An 18,677-nucleotide genomic window follows, 5' to 3' on the forward strand; every position below is an offset into this window, starting at 1 on the left:
ACCCTAATGACCTATATCCGTATAGGCCCCGGCATGCGCCCCTTCGAGCGCCTTGCTGAGAAAACAGACGCCTTCGTCTAATTGGACAAACTATTATTGCCTCGGCCCTAATATAAAAAATGATCGCCGGTCATTATATTATGCGCCACCCTCACCCTCCCTATCGAGGCTTTAATAGCCTACGCTATTGGCATAGTTAATAATTTTATCGCCATAGCTTCCGCCCCAGCTATAGCCGTTTCGGCGCTCCGACGAAATATCCATAATATCGTAGACCTTACGACTATCGCGATCGCTAAAAAATCCTTTATTCGTGTCCAGATCATAAAATCTGAACCACACCTTACTACCGCTTTTAGGGACGAATTTTTCTTCAACGGCTTTACTGTAGGTATAATCTGCGAGATAAGTATTGGGGCTACGGAACCACGCGATTGCGGCTTTAACGCCACGTTCAATTTCTGGGGTTTGTGGCTGCGTCATTAAAAAGGCTACAACCTCAACAGATTCACTACCGCTTAATGACTCCAATTCATAGGCCCGTGCTTTTTTCGGTAAATAATCATCTTTGCCGTGCTGTGCACACCAAACAGTGGCTACGCCGTTTTGTTTCCACTGCGACTTAAGAATATAATCAACGCCTCCATCAATCGCACTCTTTGCTCTTTCCCGCTGCGCATCAGTGACAACACCGGTATTGTAGGGTGCTGTTTTTTGAACAATATGATGCAGTACTGTAAGAATTCGGGACATGGCATCGTCATTAAAAGTAACGTGATCCGAATACCCGCCACGCAATGGATAATACTGAGGCCAGCCACCCTTCGAGTATTGTGCATCAAGCGTGTAATCCAATGCTTTACGCACCGCCGTTAAGTATTTTGTCTCTTGAGTGGTGTTATAAACATCAGCTAAAAATGTCATCTCCAACGTTGTTGCGCCATTATCAAAAGTCCCTAAACCATCACCGCCACTTCCGGCTGAATCGTAATCTTGATTTTTAGGCCAGCCGCCATTGTTATATTGGTGGGATAAAATAATGTCGGCCTTATCTTTGCTCCACTGTGATTTATATTTGTTATAACGTGAATGCACTGGATTGCCCGATTGCGATAGTATCGGGTAATCACTCGTGTTGGGCGTACCTACCGATGATGATGCAGACGATGACGTATTTGATGGTGAACTCGATGCCGCTGGAGCATCCTCACACATACCACCAGAAATCCCGGCACCCGTAATTTTTATATAATCAATATTTGGCAATCCCTCTGCACCATTAGCCGCTAATACCAGCTTATTAGCGCCCTGGACTAAATCAATAGTTAGCATTTCAGTTTGCCAGGTACTCCAGTCATCTGTCGTCGAAAATCCCACGGTGAAACTGCCGTTGCTACCGTCATTAACATCAAACTGACCAGGCCGTGCTGCTGTTCCGCCGTTTGCGAAGCGAATCTCAATGCTATATGTGGCACTTTCTTGTGCGTCCAGCTGCCACACAATGCTCGCACCGACTCGGTTGTCGGCATTGGTAAATCCGGTACCGGTGAAGCCGCTGTTGTCCGTTTCTACCGCAGCGCCATCAACGCGACAAAAACCCACTTCGCTTTCTTGCAGTGTAAAGATGGGTGCAGTAGCAACAGGGCTAGAACTTGCAGCGGCAGAACTTACATTTGCGCTACTGGGTAAGCTAGATGCGGTCATTACGCTAGAGGAGCTCTCGACCGGAATAGGTAAACCTTGGCTGGATGATGCTATTGAAGTAACTTCAGGCTGCCCGGTACATGCGCTCAACATTAAAGCGATGGGCAAAGGCCATAAATTTATTATTTTTCTCATGTGTATTGGCTCGCTCAATGTATTTTGTTTATGGCCTAAAAGGGAGATTGGATAACCGTTTTATTATTCTTCATTAAAACTACTTGGGTATGATGCCCCCGCGATATTGAATAACTCTCCCTGCGCACTCAATTCCACTTTTGATGGCCTCCGCAATACTCGAACCGTTTAAGGCCGCTGCTAAAAAAGCGCCATTAAAGCTGTCGCCTGCCGCCGTGGTATCAATAACATTTTCAATTAATGGGACTGGAATACATTCGGGCAACGAAAAAGAATCACCATTGCTGCCTCGGGTATAACAACTGACATCTTTTTTCCCACATTTAATCACTAGAGTAGTGACTGCTGTACTGGAATGCTGCTGGGATATTTCGACGTTATTTTTACAGCCCCATAAACTTTCTTCGTCTTCATCGGTTAACAATGCAATATCGGTAATCGCCATAAAATACTGCATGACCTCTTTCGCATATGAAAGTGATCGCCATAAACGCGGCCTAAAATTGCTATCAAAAGCGACCTGTCCGCCTTGCGAACGATAATGGGTCAACACCTCATGCAAACTCTGCAGCGCAGCTTCCCCAAGAATACCTAAAGTTATGCCGCTAAGATAAACAATTTTGCTGCTTTCAATAGATTGACGAAATTGTGTGATGGAATCTTCGTTATTGAGCATTTCACGCGCAGGCGAGTTGTTGCGCCAGTAATGAAAGGTGCGTTCGCCATCGGCGCGATTAGATATCATGTAGAGCCCTGGCTCCCGTCCTTCTAATCGCCGAATGCCAATGGTGCCAATCCCTTCACTTTCGAGCAGCGCTAACATTTTTTCGCTGTAAGGGTCATCGCCTAGTTGAGTAAAATAGCTCACGTTAGCCCCGTGTCGTGCGGCATAAACGGCCGTATTGAAGGTATCCCCTGCGATGCCCACATTGGCAGTAGCCATGGTGCCGAGCTTATCTGTACTTGAGAGCTCCAGCATCACCTCTCCTATTGCCACTAAATCCGTCATACGACCTCGTTTGTTATTACCGCCAAATTGGTATTACCAGTTTTACAGGATCGATAATTTAAATGCTACAACATTTCTATAAAAACAGCGTAAAACTAGCAGCAATGCACGTTAAATCTCATTATTATCGTATTATTGTAGAAAATACCCTATTTTGGTTTGACACCGAGAGCGATATCTGGAACCATCGTTTGGCCTTACCGCTTTCCCCTCGTGTCGCACAAAACGTGTATTCTTGTACGGCCGAAAGGTAAGTCCCTTCATGGTTTTGGGGTGCCGCTATGGGCCCCGTTTTTTTGCCGGCGTAGCCGCTACACTATTCTTACAGCTCTTACAGCCATGAATTACTCGACGATATCACCAAAGTAGATGCCAGAATGAAATCAAATCAACAAGAAGCGCTAATACTCAATCCCAATCGCCTTTTCTCGGCAGACAGCACGCAGCGAGCCATTTCACAGCGCTTATATGCAGACATTAAATATCTCCCCATTGTTAGCCCACATGGGCACACGGACCCACGCTGGTTCGCAAACAACGCCTCTTTTGGTAACCCAGCAGAATTACTGATAAAACCTGATCATTATGTTTTCCGCATGCTTTATAGCCAAGGTATCTCCATGGAGTCTCTGGGGATAAAAACACAAGATGGGTCAGTAACCGAGACCGACTCACGCACTATATGGCGACTATTTGCCAAAAATTTTTACCTCTTTAGAGGAACGCCGTCGCAACTCTGGCTAGAGCATGTTTTTAGTGAAGTGTTTGGCCTGCAATATCGGCTGAATGAGCATACAGCGGACGCTTACTATGATCACATCAATGAAGCCTTACAAACTGAAGCCTTTCGCCCACGCGCGCTTTTTGATCGCTTCAATATCGAATGTTTAGCGACCACCGAATCACCACTCGATACGCTAGAGCATCACACCAAAATTCGTGAAAGCGGCTGGAAAGGCAATGTTATTACGGCCTTTCGCCCGGATCCAGTTACCGACCCAGACTTTGAAGGTTTTCGTGACAACGTAAAAACCCTAGGGGAAATAACGGAATGCGACACCGAAAATTACGGTGGGTACTTACAAGCTTTAATTCAGCGGCGTGCCTTTTTTAAAAGCTTAGGCGCCACGTCTACAGACCATGGTAACCCCACTGCACAAACAGCCGACCTAAGTCGCGGCGAAGCTGAGGCTCTATTCAATAAAGTTTTATCTGGCGACTTTACAGCACAAGAGGCAGAAACCTTTAGAGCACAAATGCTCACAGAAATGGCTGGCATGAGTTTATACGACGGCCTGGTTATGCAAATTCATCCGGGTTCACATCGCAACCACAACGCCATGGTGTTTCAGCGTTTCGGTAGAGATAAAGGCGCCGACATTCCAAGCCAAACAAATTATGTTGATGCATTAAAGCCACTGCTTAATAAATTTGGCCACCGCACCGATTTAAGTATTATCTTATTTACATTGGATGAGACCAGTTATAGCCGAGAATTGGCACCGCTTGCAGGCCACTACCCTTGCCTAAAACTTGGGCCATCTTGGTGGTTTCACGATAGCCCCGAGGGCATGCGTCGCTTCCGCGAGCAAGTCACTGAAACGGCGGGCTTTTATAATACCGTCGGGTTTAATGACGATACTCGTGCATTTTTATCCATACCAGCAAGGCATGACGTTGCACGCAGAATGGACTGCGCATGGCTTGCACAACTTGTTGCAGAACATCGCATTACCGAAAACGATGCCCATGCGTTAGCGCAAGACTTAAGTTACAACCTAGTTAAACGCGCCTACAAACTGTAAAACAATAACGATAATATTTTTATGCCTCGACTCAATAGTATTTTAGCTAAAAGCTTAACCAATATTAAAACGCCAACGTATGACCGGCAAAAAATGAAAGCCGGTATCGTTCACTTAGGCATAGGTGCATTCCATCGTGCCCACCAAGCTTGGTATACAAACTGGGTGATGAACGAGATGGGTGGTGACTGGGGCATTATTGCTTGCAGCCTTCGGTCTAACACCGTCCATCAACAAATGGCAGAACAAGATTTTTTGTACACAGTCTTGGAGCGCAGCGCTAATGATAAAGCTGAAATCATTGGCGCTGTTAGTCAGGTATTGGTAGGGCCGGAATCGCCGCAAGCCATAGTGGCTGCAATCGCCGAACCCAACATCAAAATTATCTCGCTTACCGTAACGGAGAAAGGCTACTGCCATAATCCTGCTACTGGCCAGTTAAATATTCAGCACCCCGATATTATTCACGACCTTGCGAACATAAATACACCTCAATCGGCGATTGGCTATATTGTTGCCGGCCTGCGCCTACGACAAGAAAAAAACTTACCCGGCCTTACCGTGATGAGTTGTGACAACTTGCCCAGCAATGGCAAAGTCACAAAGCAGTGCGTAATACAGTTTGCAAAAAACATCTCTGAAAATTTAGCACTATGGATTGAAAAGAACGTTACCTTTCCCTCTACCGTTATCGATCGTATTGTTCCCGCCACAGAAGAATGTGACATTGCATTACTCGAGAAAAATCTGGGTTATCGCGATGAAGCCATGGTTGTCGCAGAGCCATTTAGTCAGTGGATTATTGAGGATGATTTTGCCTGTGGCAGGCCACAATGGGAACGCGTAGGTGCTCAACTTGTTGCAGATGCTGAAGTCTATGAACTGATAAAATTACGATTACTCAATGGCACACATAGCCTACTGGCCTACACCGGCTATTTGTCAGAGAAAGTATCTATTGCCGATGTTATGCGGGACCCCGTATTAAAAAAGGTATGTACTGCATTTATGCATAGTGCCGCCAGCACCATTACGCCACCAGAAGACTTTGATATTGAGCTGTATCAAAAACAACTGCATGAACGATTTGCTAACCCAGGATTAAAGCATCGCACCGTGCAAATCGCTATGGATGGTTCACAGAAAATTCCACAGCGCTGGTTAAGCACCCTAGAAGATATTGTCGAGAACAATGGCGACATTCGTTTTTTTGCTTTTGCCTTAGCCGCTTGGATGAAGTACATCAGTGGTGTTGATGAGCAAGGCAGGGCTATTAATGTTTCAGATCCATTAGCGGGTGAATTTCATACCATTTCAAGCCAAAACATCCATACACTTTCGGATTATGTATCTCAAATATTTGGCTTGAGATCAATTTTCACCGAGAAGCTCATCGGCGCAAAAAACCTTCAGTTATTTACAATCGAATACCTGCGCGAAATTAATATCAATGGCACACTGGCAACGGTTAGGACGCTATTAAGGTAGATGACCATCAAATAAATAGCGCACAAAGAAAGTTTTCGCTGTGCGCTTATAGCATTAAGGACTTTGTATTATTGGCTTACGGCATTCAAATATGCGGTTTTGAATCCACTTCGATCAAAGCCTTGCATACGTTTTTGATCAATAGTGATAAAGGGAATCCCGTTTCCGCCGAGTTGTTGATATTTCTGATTCGCGATTAAATCTTTTTCAATATCATGCTCCACAAACGGAACCTTCTTACGAGAGAGGTAAGTACGTGCTGCTTCGCAGTAGGTGCACCAATCGGTACTGTATAGCGTTACAACGGGTAAGGTGCCGGCTATAACTTTTGGATGACTAGCATCGACAAGAGGCTTACGCGATTGTTCAAAACCTTGCCGCAAAGCAACGACAACCGCAATAGTGACTAGAATAAAAAGTGTAATCGGCAATAGCGATTTTAACGTGCTGTGCTTCATCTTTATGGCACTCCAATTAACGCTAGGTAAGCCCTTGCGGCAACCCTAAAACATGTTGTAATTTTGATAGGTTAGCGCTAATCCAGTTAGGATTAATCGCACCCCAGTCATTAATTCGGTAACCGCCATTTTTATTACCGCCTACAAATTCACACTCAACATCTAACTCACTCAGCGCCAGAATAGTATCTTGCACTGTTCGCCGAGGCATTCCCGTGTACTCAATAATCGCAGGTACCGTATTGATATTAGTATTTATCAGATGCGCAATAAAAAGACGGCGGTAGTAACTGGTTTTGGTTTTGCTGTATTCGCTCATGGTTGGCTTTAATCTGGCGTTTGATGTTGTTTTAAAACTGACAGCATAACCGAATACAGCACCCCTGGCGACAAAGCGGGAAAGGCAAAATAGCAACTTTATGTTGTGAGCACAAGAAAACGCTGCCGAACAATTGCTGAGATGTAAGAGGATGAGCGGCGAATGGTGGGCGCGGTGCACCTATGAGGTATTGAGCTCTAATGCGAAATACGCTATTAGAGCTCAATTAAGCAATTTCCCGTCAGAAAAAAAACGATGTGCCGTCATCGTAAAAATCAGCGATTAGCACACAATCTAATGGAGGTAGCCTTTTATGGCCTCATACCAAACATCCCCCATTGCTGTGTAACCTACACGATTAGGGTGTAAATTGTCATCGCTAAAGCCATTGTTAGGGAAGTTACTGTTCTGATCCACCAATATCACATCAAAGCCCATGTCCGCGCGCGCCTTTACTACAGCCGGTATTACCTTCACATACTCTTGCGCCCAGTTCGACGCATAGTCATTGCGCGGTACAATTAAGGCTACCGCCAATAGCGCATTAGGCTGGTGATCAATAAGCTTATCTAACAGTAAGCCAAGCCGCTGAGCCATACTGGCTGGATCTCGGATGTTTTCGGGCTCTTTCCAGACATCATTTGTCCCTATCATTAACAAAATTATGTCTGGTTTTTCACTGAGGATGGGATTGGGTATTTTGGCCGCTATTTCATTTATCGAATTACCGCTATGGCCATCGTGATTTTGAGGGAATTGTTTGCCGGCAATATTGCTTGGACCATTACGCAAAGAACCCACAAACGTAATACTTTGACCAGCCTCTACGGCACGCGTAAATAGCTGGATACGATAAGCACCACCACCAGCCATTCCAACCCCATCAGTAATGGAGTCCCCCAAAGGTAATATTTTACAGGCGCCCAATGTAGGGCAAATAGTAGGCGCAGGTGGCTCGATAATTTTACCGCCATTATTTGAGTAAACCGCAATGCCGCTGATAGTGGCATTATCGATTATCGATTCGAAGTTGATGGACAGAACCTCATCCGCGACAGTTACATTTTGAAAATGTTGTGATATGGCTATGTCGTGACCCTTTGTTTGAAACAGGTCAAGCGCTGGAATTACTCTTTCGTTTTCAATAAATACATCGAACGATCTCATGCCTGTGGCAGTGTGGTATAGCTCCGCAAAATGAAGAACTACCGTATAACTACCATTGGTAACGGGAATGTCATAGCGCGACGTACCGTATCGTTCAGATTGATAAAGTAAGTCATCAGAAACACCGGAAATCGTATCTGCTGTTTCATATATTTGGCCAGCGCTCATAAAGCTATCAGCGATAAAATCAACGCCGTTAAGGCGCGCTACCCGATTAGAGCCGGCATTAATGGCAATAACCACATCACCGTCAATTTCCAGTGGGGTATCGGAGCCGCTTTGTGAAGAGCTGGATTGCAGTGTAGAACTCGTTACTTCGGGCGAGGATGAATTCGTCGTGGGTAATGCGGCAGCACTCGATGTATCGCCGGCATAACTCATGGGATTTGAAGATGCACTTGAATTTATCGCAGCCAACCCATTTGAACTAAGGGCACTGTCTGTGCTGCTAACACAGGCCGCGAGCGATAACGAAAAGAATGCCAAAGAAATGTTTTTAATTATCATTATGAGAACCATTCATTGATGAAATTATTTAGACGTTAATGAGAGGCTAACGAAGAGACTATTTTAAAATTTAAATACTTTGAGAATAACAACAGACATCAAAGCAGAAATGCGTTTGTGCTTATAGCTATGAATAAGAATTAGGGCGACGATAACCCTCAGGGGCATTGCGCCCCGAGGATCACCCTAACTAGCTTTTGCAGATAGATAATTGTTCGGGCGACGCTTCCTTGCGTTCAAAAAATCTTTTTTAAAAGTACCCTAATAAGGATTTATTATTTTGCCCTTAGCAAACCAAGGTTGTAGGGGCGCGTATTGTAGTTAGAAGCATTTTGAGTCCCGCTTTGTGTAATGCCTTGGTACAGCATTTCCATATTGCAGGTATCTAACACCATTTTTTCATCGTAACCGTCGCGTATCATTTCGCCATGACTAACCTGAATAGACCAATTATCGCCGTCAACATTACTCAATCCTGCAAACGGGTCATTTTCAGACGTTTTATGTGCTACCCAAGGGCCATCTAAGCTAGTTGATGTCCAAGAGCGATACAGTCGGCGGCTTTCTGCTGAGCCCCAGCCTTCAACTTGTAATAAATACTGATCCGACCCTTTAATTTTATACACATTACCGGCTTCAAAAATAATGTTTTGAGGCCCTGTATTTTCAATATTAGCAACCTTTACTTGATTAACATCAAAGTTAGGGAAATTGCCGATAGTGGTTTTTACATACAACATTTTTCCATCATCTTTAAAGAAATAGAGGTAACAATCGGAGTCGTCACATATCACCCAGTAATCTAAAGCGCCGCCGTAATTATCATTGCCTGGCCATAATGTTGTCGCTCTTGCCCAGCCATTGACATTATTGATGTCGTCGTTTGTTGTATATTTAGCAGGCCATTGCGTAAAAATGTACCACTTGTTCTGAGGTGAAAAGTAAAATACCTGAGGCGCAACAGTTGAGCTACCACCAGGCGAAAAGGATTGATAGCTTCCCGCAGCAACATTATCGAAGTCTGTAAAAGCGGTATACATTGACCCGTAAGCATTATTATAAACGGTCGCAAAAACATGATATTTCCCATCGTAATAAACGATAGACGGATCTTTAACAGCAACATCATCATTCCTGGGTGTAATAATTGGACCGGTCGAAGTCCAGCTCAGACTATTGGGCAGATCGCAGCCGACTGGTTCGGGCGGTTCAACCAAGGCACCATTATCATTCGAATAAATTTCGAAACCGTTGATAACAGCATTATGCAAACTAGCCGTAAGCTTTATTGTTAACGCGTTATCGTCGACACTCACGTTCGGCATCACCATTTCTAACGCGGCATCACCTCCAACATCGTTAAACAAATCTTTATCGGTAAATACGGTTTGGCCTTCAACTTCCACACTGAAATATCGAGCCCCAGCCATAGTGTGATATAGCTCGGCAAATTGTAGTTTAAGACTGTAGTTCGCATTGGTCACTGGAACATCATAAGTCGTTGTACCGTAGCGCTCGCTCTGAAATACCGAATCAGCAGTTGTACCGCTTATCGCTTTCGATGTTATGTTTCCCGCACCACCGGTATAAAACCGGTCTTGACTATAAGAAATACCATTGGCAACGGTTGCTCCACCACCGGCGTTAACAGCGAAAACAAATGCGGCATTAGAGGGGGTAGAGGGCGCACTAGACGCCGCAGCACTGCTAGACGAGCTCATTATTACAGAGGCTGAACTTATAGGCGTTGGAGCGGAGCTAACAGCAACCGCTATCGAGCTTGACACTTGTGAAACTTCACTGCTTGTAGGCGTATTGGTAGCACCATCACAAGCGGATATAACAGCGATACAAAAAGGCAGTGATATCAGCTTAAGCGCTTGCGTTAGAGGTGCCGCAATTTGCGATGTGTTGATCATTATTATTATCCTCTGGTAAGGGAAAAACCATGTTGACGAAGTATTTAATTATTATTTATTTTTTATATTTCATTAAAACCTTATGCAATATTAAATGATCACACTTTATGTTGTCATTTAAATTAAGTCGTAAATGCGACCTTTACACTAGGACTTTCACATTATTTTTTAATTAATTTTTGGTGCAGTCATCTCTACTATTTGAAATACAAGCTAATGATAAAAAATATTGATAGTTTCAGCGCCTGCCCTCCAAGAAGTGTATGGCCATCAGAAGAAAAAGAAGGCCATACTGTAGTGCACTTTAAAACTGACTGAAAAACTCCCAACCCTCTTTAGCTAACCATGTATTCCAGTGATTATTTGTTGAGCCGTCGGTTGGCGCCGGAATGTGGCCGCCATCAAAAGCACACCAGCGCACGGGATGCTCTGTATTTGGACATTCGTAGGAGGTGCAGGTATGGGTTAAGCTACCCTGATTTGGTTCAGGAGGGTTCATTGGGGTACAACCATTAATACTCACCATTCGATCGCGGTATTTATGACCATTACTCGAAATATTGAAAGTACCATCAGTTATTCCATGCGCACCTAGATAAGCGACTGGTTTAGCCGGATTACCACAGCTAATAACGGCATCCCCTGTACCGTAGATTCCCACAGCCCTGAAAATATCCGGCCGCGAACACGCCAAGTTATACGACATACCAGAGCCGTAACTAAAACCATGCGCAAATACACGGCTCTCGTCGATGCATAAATCTTCTTTAAGCTCTTTAAGCATGTCATCAAAAAATATTGTCTGCTGACCATTTTGGTTGGGCCAACCATTAGGGCTACCTGTTCCGTTGGGAGAAACAAAAATAGTCGTATCACCTGAATATTGTTTTATCCCATGATGGGCGTAGTTCGGTACGCCGCCATTAATTTCACTGCCATCGGCAATTCGGTCCATATGACCATAAAAGGCATGGATGCCAAAAATTAGACGATAGGGGTGCGAGCTATCGTAGTTGTTGGGGATATCCAAAATATACTCACGGGTTGCGCCGCTGCTTTGGATTGTACGCCTGCCGTTGTTTAATGTTCGTTGTGATCGACAACCTGGGCTAGGAACCGCTGCCCCCACTTCTGGTATTGGCGGGCTTATGAATTGCCCGCCATCATCGCTGTAAATTGCAAATCCGCTCAAGGTTCCTTGGGCTATAGTTGAAGACAAATCAATCGTTAGTAGGCCATCGGCAACCATTATTTCCGGAATGATAACGTCGTAAGCCGTAAACATACCGACAGTATCAAATATATCGAGATTCTCTATTACCGGCTGCCCCTCTATATTGACATTAACAGTGCGCGCACCAGTCTCGGTGTAATAAATTTCGGTAAAATGTAATTTAACACTGTAGCTGGCGTTGGTGACGGGTATCTCATATTTCGCATCGCCGTAAAGTTCATTTTGAAAGACTGCGTCTTCATTCACGCCAACAATTTCCTGATTCGTTTGCGTTCTCATTCCACCAGAACGAAAACCATCTGCCTCATAAGTAATGCCGTTTAGCTGGGCGCTAGGTCCGCCGGCATTAATGGCATACACAAGGGTTGACGCTACAGGAAGAGTAACCATAGAAGATGAAGAATTTGTCGCAATTGATGACGTCGTATTCGTGCTCGACATAACCACTGAAGCGCTATGCTCAGATGAAACATTAGCGCTCGAAACGGAGGCAGTGACATCAACACTACTACTTGCCTGGGAAACATCGCCTGTGCAGGCACTTAAAAGCCCACTTGCCGCAAGCACTGAAAAAGAAACGGTTAATGCTCTGAATAATATGCTCATAAACTGTGCCACCACATGATGAAATTATTATTATTTTGTCGGCTTCAGACAATTAAAAAAGAGGAGCACATTCACCTCCACGCTAATTACAAATCGAATGCCCAACACCCCTTACAGCTGCCTCCTACCCTGACAAACGGTTAGGTCAGTGATAACTCAGCCGGCTAATACTAAGCTAGTAGGCAAGGTAGCAACCTAAGCGATAAGGTTTCCCATAGAAACGAACCTTTTTTCACTAGAAACAGATATTGCTATTTTTTTGATGTTTTTTATTATTCTTGGGGTCTGAGGCAAAGCTATAGGTGTGATTAAGATCACGCCTTCATTGTGAATAAGTGCTTTAAATTTACGTTTTAATAGAAACCGCTAGATTTGATCAAAGGTGGCGCTTGTTAACCGCGAGGACGACGATCAACCCATTTTTAGATTAATAAACAGACAATAAGCTATACGAAAATAGACACAGGTAGGATTTTTGAACAAAAATGATCAATAGTGGTATGGTCAAATTGACTAATCGACATGCTTGTCTCAACGGCAGAAATAGAGGTACTACGGCGGCGTCACAAAAATCGTGACAACATTTGCATTGGGAGCGGCATCTAGGGATACTTAAAAAACTATACTAATAATGCTATAAACTATGTATCTGTTTTATAAAAATACCCTCTACACAGCCATCGGGATGCTGCTTATCTCAGTGGTATGCATTTTTCTTGGTCACTTCTTGTCGTACACAAGCGCCACATTCACACCAAGAGACAGTGCGAGCGTTGAATGGCAGCCCTTGGTGGAAGCTCATAACCACAAAGGGACTTACCTTGACGTAACTCAAGACGCTGACATCATTGATTATCAATTTTACTTACCTGCAGAGCACGAGTTCCCCTACGCCGCCTACACCTTTGATTTTGGCGACACCAAAGCCGCACGAACAATGGACTTAACACCTTACGATACTATTGAGTTTAATATCACTTGCGCACCACTGAATGTATTGTTATTCAATTTGTTCACCCACTCCCCTGACCTGACTCAGCTAAACGATACCGCCACACAACGCGTCAACTCTACGTTCATATCTTGTGATGGAACATGGCAGCCCATTAAAATCCGGCTCAAGGCATTGGTTGCTCCGGATTGGTGGCTTAATAAATACGAACTTGAACTGTCGGACTCGCACTACGACCTCGAAAAAGCTTATCGTTTTAGCATTGTCAACTCACTCCAAAGCCCTCGGAACATGCCATTGCGTGTACAGATAACTGATGTTGCTTTGAGGGGCCGGGAACTAACTTATCTATATTTGGCATGGGGAATTGTTTTTCTTGGCTGGGGCATTTTTTTCGCTTGGATTATTCGCTGCTACATACGCCTTTTAGTCTTGCAAGTGAAAGAAAAGGTCAAAAATGACCGCCCGATCATTGCCTATAAAGAGCTCACTATAACGCCTCAAAAAAACAAAGAAACCAGTGAAGTATTGCGATTCATGGCCACCGAGTATTCAAACGCAGATATAACATTAGAACTTGCGTGCACCACACTGGGAGTTAATCGAACAAAAATTAATGAAATATTAAAAGCTGAACTTAGTATGACATTTAACGCGTATTTAAATAAATTACGCATGACCGAAGCCGCGCGACTATTAACTGAAAATAGAGAGGTCACTATTGCAGAAGTCGCCTATTCCGTTGGCTATAACAATGTGTCTTACTTTGGTAAGTTATTCAAGAATGAATACAATTGCACACCAAAAGTGTTCAAACAAATTTACAAAGAATAATTGGGGGCGTGCATTAAATGACAACCCTTAAAACTGCAGCACTTACGCACCCAAATACGACAAGCAAAGGGGGCAAATGCCACACACGCAAAGCCGCTATTGCAACAAGCCCAATAGCCATATCTACAGACCCTGTAATGGCCGAAGTAAAAACAGGGTTGTAAAGTGCGGCTCCCAGCAAACCAACAACTGCAGCATTAATACCAGCAAAAATATTATTGACGGAGGTTAGTCGCCCGAGATGACCCCAAAAAGGCAATATACCCGCAACCAGTAAAAAGCCCGGTAAGAAAATAAAAATTATAGCGACGGCTGCCCCAAACCCAATGTATTCAGCGGGAACCATTAAAGCACCGATGTATGCAGCAATAGAAAATAGCGGGCCAGGAATCGCCTGGGATGCACCATAGCCGGCTAAAAAGGCCTCTCTCGTTAATGCCTCCGGTGAGACAACGGCACTTTCGAGTAATGGAAGTACCACATGCCCACCGCCAAAAACCAGTGCACCAGCCCGAAAAAAAGTATCGGCCAATAATAAAATGCCGCCATTCATACCCGCTATAACAGGGAGCATAAAAAATAGCCCTAAAAATACTGCCAATAGTGTTGCACCTGTTTTCTTGCCATAGCGCACCTGCAGGCTTTGCCCTGCGTCATTTTGACTATTACACAGCCAAAACCCCGCTATGCCGCCCGCAACAATAACAATTAGCTGCCCCCAAACGTTACCCAAGAAAAGGACGACAACCGCCGAAAGAATAGCCATGCCGGCTCGACGACGGTCGGGGCATAATTTTGAGTACATGCCAATAACCGCATCGGCAACTATTGCAAAAGCCACAATTTTTAAACCGTGTAACGCGGCTTGTCCAGTGGTATTCGATAGCTGCGGTAGGATAGCTGCAAATCCGATCAGTAATAATACCGAAGGTAGCGTAAACGCCACGAAGGCAGCCACAGCGCCGAGCCAACCAGCACGCATAAGCCCCAAACAAAAACCAAGTTGACTACTGGCCGGCCCAGGCAATAACTGGCAAAGTCCCAGCAGCTGCGCAAATTGTTGCTCACTTAGCCACTGGCGACGCTCGACGAAGTCTTTGTGGAAATAGCCAATATGCGCAACAGGGCCGCCGAATGCGGTGAGCCCTAGCTTTAAAAAAGCCATAAATACGTCTAGTACACGATGAGTCATATCAATGATAAATCTAATTAAAAGAAAGCCGTACGGGCTTATAATTACTCAATAAATCTTAGCCCTGCAGGCAAAGATTCCCCCAGTAGTTTCTCACTATCACTCTCAGAGATGACATCCAGGGTCATCAACATCCCATGCCATGCAGGTGGAGCTTTAATTTGCATTAAACGCTGGTTAATGCGATCGCGTAATTCACCGTCGATATCACGATGCCGATCGCCACTCATGCGCGCCATCATCACTGCACAAAAAGCGATTTGAATATCCGCTTTCCAATCCAGTGATAATAAATGATTTAGCCAAGGCTCCACAGTTGACGCGGCAAGCACATAATGATTACTGCTGTGAAACGGCACCCTTGTTGCTATACGCCCTATCGCCCAATAGCTTATCGGCGAAGGGTTTTTAAGTGCCAATCGTTCAAACAAATGGTGAATTAAACGTATTTTAACTTCAGCAGGAATTCGCTCTAGAGATGCCAATAAGCGTATAACATCGTCGTAGGAGATTAGCTTAGCTTCACCATTAACTTTACGGGAATTAATATATTGAGGGTCGGCATAAGGAACAAGACCTTCAAAAATATGCAATTGCTGCTGTGCATCTAAACCGCCTGCCGCACGGCGCCAAAACGTCCAGAAATCAATCCAGCTTTGCGTATCTTTGTCGAAGCTTAAAAACGTTTCGTAAATCGGCCATATTTTTTCGATGCGCCATACATCTGCAGCGTCGCCAAAACCGGGGCGCAAGCAAAAACCGGTTAAATTAAACCATAACCTTTCGTGCATGGCCGAGCGTCGGCGTTTGTCTTTATGTAAAACCAGCACATCAAACAATGCACGCAAACAATGGGCGTCCCACTGGTTCCTAGGCCCCAATAGAGCCTCTAATGTTTTACGTAAATTCTTAACGGCCTTACTTTTATCATCGGACTTACGATTGCCAAAGACTTCTTCAATCTTAAGGCACGCGGCTTCAAAGTTGGCGGGAAGCTTAGCTTGCTTAAATGATGCTGAACGCTGGCCTGTACGTGCTTCAAACTCCAACGCCCAGCTATCGCTATTATCCTGAGCGCGGCACTCGACCTTTAACGTTCCGACTTCAGTTAATTGAACATTAAGGTTAACGGGAAAGTAATGGCCGTCAGTTTCAGTAATTATATTTTTTTTATTGGAAACCTCAGTACTATTAATTTTCGTTACTAGCGAGGGTAAAAGAAAAAAATCATCGTCCAGCTCTACCTTATCTCCAACCGAATAATCCTGACTCGAACGGGATGAAGCTAAGGTGAAATTAACGGGTTCACCCAAGCGTAAAATAAAATTTTGTTCCGTCAATAAATATTCTGCGCTATCTTCTGCCCCTTTGGGCAATAAACATATCGCCTGCTGCTTTGTATCCGCAGGCGAATCCAACACTAAGAAAAAGGCTCTGGCCGAACCACCCGAGATAGTTTTATGCGCGCCAGCACGGGCCATTAAATAACTTACGGCCCCAAAAGCAACCGCCAAATGCGGCGTGCTGTTTTCTAGCTGTATTGGGGTAACCCCGCCCTGCCATACACCTAACTGCTCCAACAGCCGTTGGCTAATCGTGGCGCTATTAAAAAGACCACCATTTAATAATATACAGTCAGGTACAGCCGTTATGGCATCACCTTTTAAACCTAAGGCCTGCCGACAAACCCCATCATGCTGCGTTACAAAATTCGCTAAGTGCTTACTAATGGCCGGATCAGCAGCGTAAGGCAGGCCAAACTCAACAACTGCGCTGCGGCGTTTATTTGGCTGCACATCAAGCCCAATCAAAGGAAAAAAACCATCAAGCGCAAGCGCCGTCACTTCCTCCTGATTGAGCTCACAACTTTTAGCCCCGCCAATAAGCCGAGAACCGCTCCCCACTAAAGTAATTGTAGCCTTCGTTAAAGCCTTGCTGTCGAGTAAACGTTCTTTAGCGCTCCGGGTTTGCGCGATAATTTGTGACAACTGAGCAGCGCTAAGCGCTTTAGGAAGATTAAGCCGGCGCTCCACAATATGTGCCAGCGCCAAATCGAGATTGTCACCGCCGAGCATTAGGTGGTCCCCCACGCCTACACGCGTTAAGCTGACCTCCTGCTCTTTGTCTTGTTTAATTTGAATAAGACTTAAATCGGTTGTACCGCCACCAACATCACACACCATTAATAACCGGCGTCCGCCTAAGGCGCTCGCAACAGTGTTTTTATTAATGCTATACCAGTGGTAGCAAACAGCCTGGGGCTCTTCCAATAATAGAATATGATGTAGCCCGGCTAGCGCCGCGGCCTCAACGGTTAATGCGCGCGCATCGGCATCAAACGAGGCTGGTACAGTGATAACAATGCTTTGGTATTCTAAAAGTGCATTCGGGTGCTCATAATTCCACGCTTGACGAAGGTGGAATAAATAGCTGGCGCTGGCAACAACAGGAGAAACTTTTTGGACGTCGTCCGCCGCGCCCCAAGGTAAAATATTGGCATGGCGCTCAACTTGACCATGGGACAGCCAACTTTTAGCGCTATGCACCTGACGCCCAGCAACTTTAGCGCCTAACTCACGCGCCCACTCACCAATAATAACGCCGTCAAAATCACCTTTAAGCTGCGCAGTGCTTTGCCCATCTCCTTTATCTTGCTTAGACCAAGGTAATTGGCAATCAACAGCGGCTATCTCGCCAGCCATCGGGTGATAACGAAAAGACGGCAGCATCGATTTTTTAGCAATTTCACCCGGCGCGACCAGTTGCTCTATTTCAAATATTTTTCGCTCTTGGGGCTGACCGTTATCATCTAGCGCAGCGTAAGCAACCACAGTATTGGTTGTTCCTAAATCTATACCGACAAAATACTGTGGCACGTTTTTGCTCACATTAACCTCTCAATTCTATTGCCCTTTCACACAGTATTCACGTTGAATACTCGATTTAATCACGCACATCTAATTCAACTTGCCAACGTTTTTCGGAATCAATACAACCATCAGGTTTCACCAATACGGCCTCTAATTGTAAGGTGCCAATTTCAGTCACATAAGAAGATAAGCGAACAGGAATAACATCTCCCGCTTTACCACCCGCAACGGGTAATTCCACTTTAATTTGCGGTAACTCATTAAGCTCACCCTCAGCCCAATGCGTTAGTAACGTACCTGCACCATCATTGTGGCGACTACTGGAACCAAAAAATCTAAAGTGAACAGGTTCGCCAACGACCAAGCCAAAACTTTGCTCACCGGCCTGGGCTTGCGTGCCCTCCTCCAAACCAAAAGGCGCAATACATAAGGCTTCTAATGGCGGCTCCATTCCGGGAATGGCAGGCATGGCACTTTC

13 protein-coding genes are annotated in these 18,677 nt (G+C 44.8%); 3 read left to right on the forward strand and 10 right to left on the reverse strand.

The window, feature by feature from the left end; all coding sequences use genetic code 11:
• Positions 1 to 171: 171 nt before the first annotated feature.
• A complete protein-coding gene (gene pelA, locus AC3A8L_RS11000) occupies positions 172 to 1,839 on the reverse strand; it encodes a pectate lyase (RefSeq protein WP_487962303.1) in 1,668 nt (555 codons plus the stop codon).
• Between the two features lie 79 nt (positions 1,840 to 1,918).
• Positions 1,919 to 2,848, reverse strand: coding sequence for a sugar kinase (locus tag AC3A8L_RS11005; protein WP_487962304.1), 930 nt, complete (start codon positions 2,846 to 2,848; stop codon positions 1,919 to 1,921).
• Between the two features lie 377 nt (positions 2,849 to 3,225).
• On the opposite strand from AC3A8L_RS11005, the gene uxaC reads away from it, so the two are divergent.
• The gene (gene uxaC, locus AC3A8L_RS11010) at positions 3,226 to 4,653 is read left to right on the forward strand and encodes a glucuronate isomerase (protein WP_487962305.1); all 1,428 of its coding nucleotides are present in this window, start codon (positions 3,226 to 3,228) and stop codon (positions 4,651 to 4,653) included.
• 21 nt (positions 4,654 to 4,674) lie between these two features.
• Positions 4,675 to 6,141 (forward strand): mannitol dehydrogenase family protein, encoded by a 1,467-nt coding sequence (locus AC3A8L_RS11015; RefSeq protein ID WP_487962306.1) that lies wholly within the window; start codon positions 4,675 to 4,677, stop codon positions 6,139 to 6,141.
• A gap of 68 nt (positions 6,142 to 6,209) precedes the next feature.
• Here AC3A8L_RS11015 and AC3A8L_RS11020 read toward each other — a convergent pair whose 3' ends face one another.
• The 5 genes from AC3A8L_RS11020 to AC3A8L_RS11040 all read right to left on the reverse strand — a co-directional run bounded on the left by AC3A8L_RS11020 (position 6,210) and on the right by AC3A8L_RS11040 (position 12,351).
• On the reverse strand, positions 6,210 to 6,599 hold the full coding sequence (locus AC3A8L_RS11020) for a glutaredoxin family protein (protein ID WP_487962307.1): 390 nt from the start codon (positions 6,597 to 6,599) through the stop codon (positions 6,210 to 6,212).
• 22 nt (positions 6,600 to 6,621) lie between these two features.
• Entirely contained in the window at positions 6,622 to 6,918 is a 297-nt protein-coding gene (locus AC3A8L_RS11025; protein WP_487962308.1) for a helix-turn-helix domain-containing protein, read from the reverse strand.
• Between the two features lie 294 nt (positions 6,919 to 7,212).
• Positions 7,213 to 8,592, reverse strand: a complete 1,380-nt coding sequence (locus AC3A8L_RS11030) for a malectin domain-containing carbohydrate-binding protein (protein ID WP_487962309.1) — start codon at positions 8,590 to 8,592, stop codon at positions 7,213 to 7,215.
• A gap of 275 nt (positions 8,593 to 8,867) precedes the next feature.
• Entirely contained in the window at positions 8,868 to 10,511 is a 1,644-nt protein-coding gene (locus tag AC3A8L_RS11035; RefSeq protein WP_487962310.1) for a non-reducing end alpha-L-arabinofuranosidase family hydrolase, read from the reverse strand.
• A 304-nt stretch (positions 10,512 to 10,815) separates the two neighbouring features.
• A complete protein-coding gene (locus tag AC3A8L_RS11040) occupies positions 10,816 to 12,351 on the reverse strand; it encodes a malectin domain-containing carbohydrate-binding protein (RefSeq protein WP_487962311.1) in 1,536 nt (511 codons plus the stop codon).
• Between the two features lie 727 nt (positions 12,352 to 13,078).
• Between AC3A8L_RS11040 and AC3A8L_RS11045 the strand changes: the two genes are divergently transcribed.
• A complete protein-coding gene (locus tag AC3A8L_RS11045) occupies positions 13,079 to 14,137 on the forward strand; it encodes a helix-turn-helix domain-containing protein (RefSeq protein ID WP_487962312.1) in 1,059 nt (352 codons plus the stop codon).
• A gap of 13 nt (positions 14,138 to 14,150) precedes the next feature.
• On the opposite strand, the gene chrA is transcribed toward AC3A8L_RS11045, so the two are convergent.
• The 3 genes from chrA to AC3A8L_RS11060 all read right to left on the reverse strand — a co-directional run.
• The gene (gene chrA / locus AC3A8L_RS11050; RefSeq protein WP_487962313.1) at positions 14,151 to 15,329 is read right to left on the reverse strand and encodes a chromate efflux transporter; all 1,179 of its coding nucleotides are present in this window, start codon (positions 15,327 to 15,329) and stop codon (positions 14,151 to 14,153) included.
• 44 nt (positions 15,330 to 15,373) lie between these two features.
• Positions 15,374 to 18,217: an Hsp70 family protein gene (locus AC3A8L_RS11055; RefSeq protein ID WP_487962314.1), complete on the reverse strand. Its 2,844-nt coding sequence runs from the start codon at positions 18,215 to 18,217 to the stop codon at positions 15,374 to 15,376.
• A 55-nt stretch (positions 18,218 to 18,272) separates the two neighbouring features.
• The coding region (locus AC3A8L_RS11060) for a hypothetical protein (protein ID WP_487962315.1) at positions 18,273 to 18,677 on the reverse strand (405 nt) is incomplete at its 5' end.

The organism is Marinagarivorans sp. (assembly GCF_982758155.1).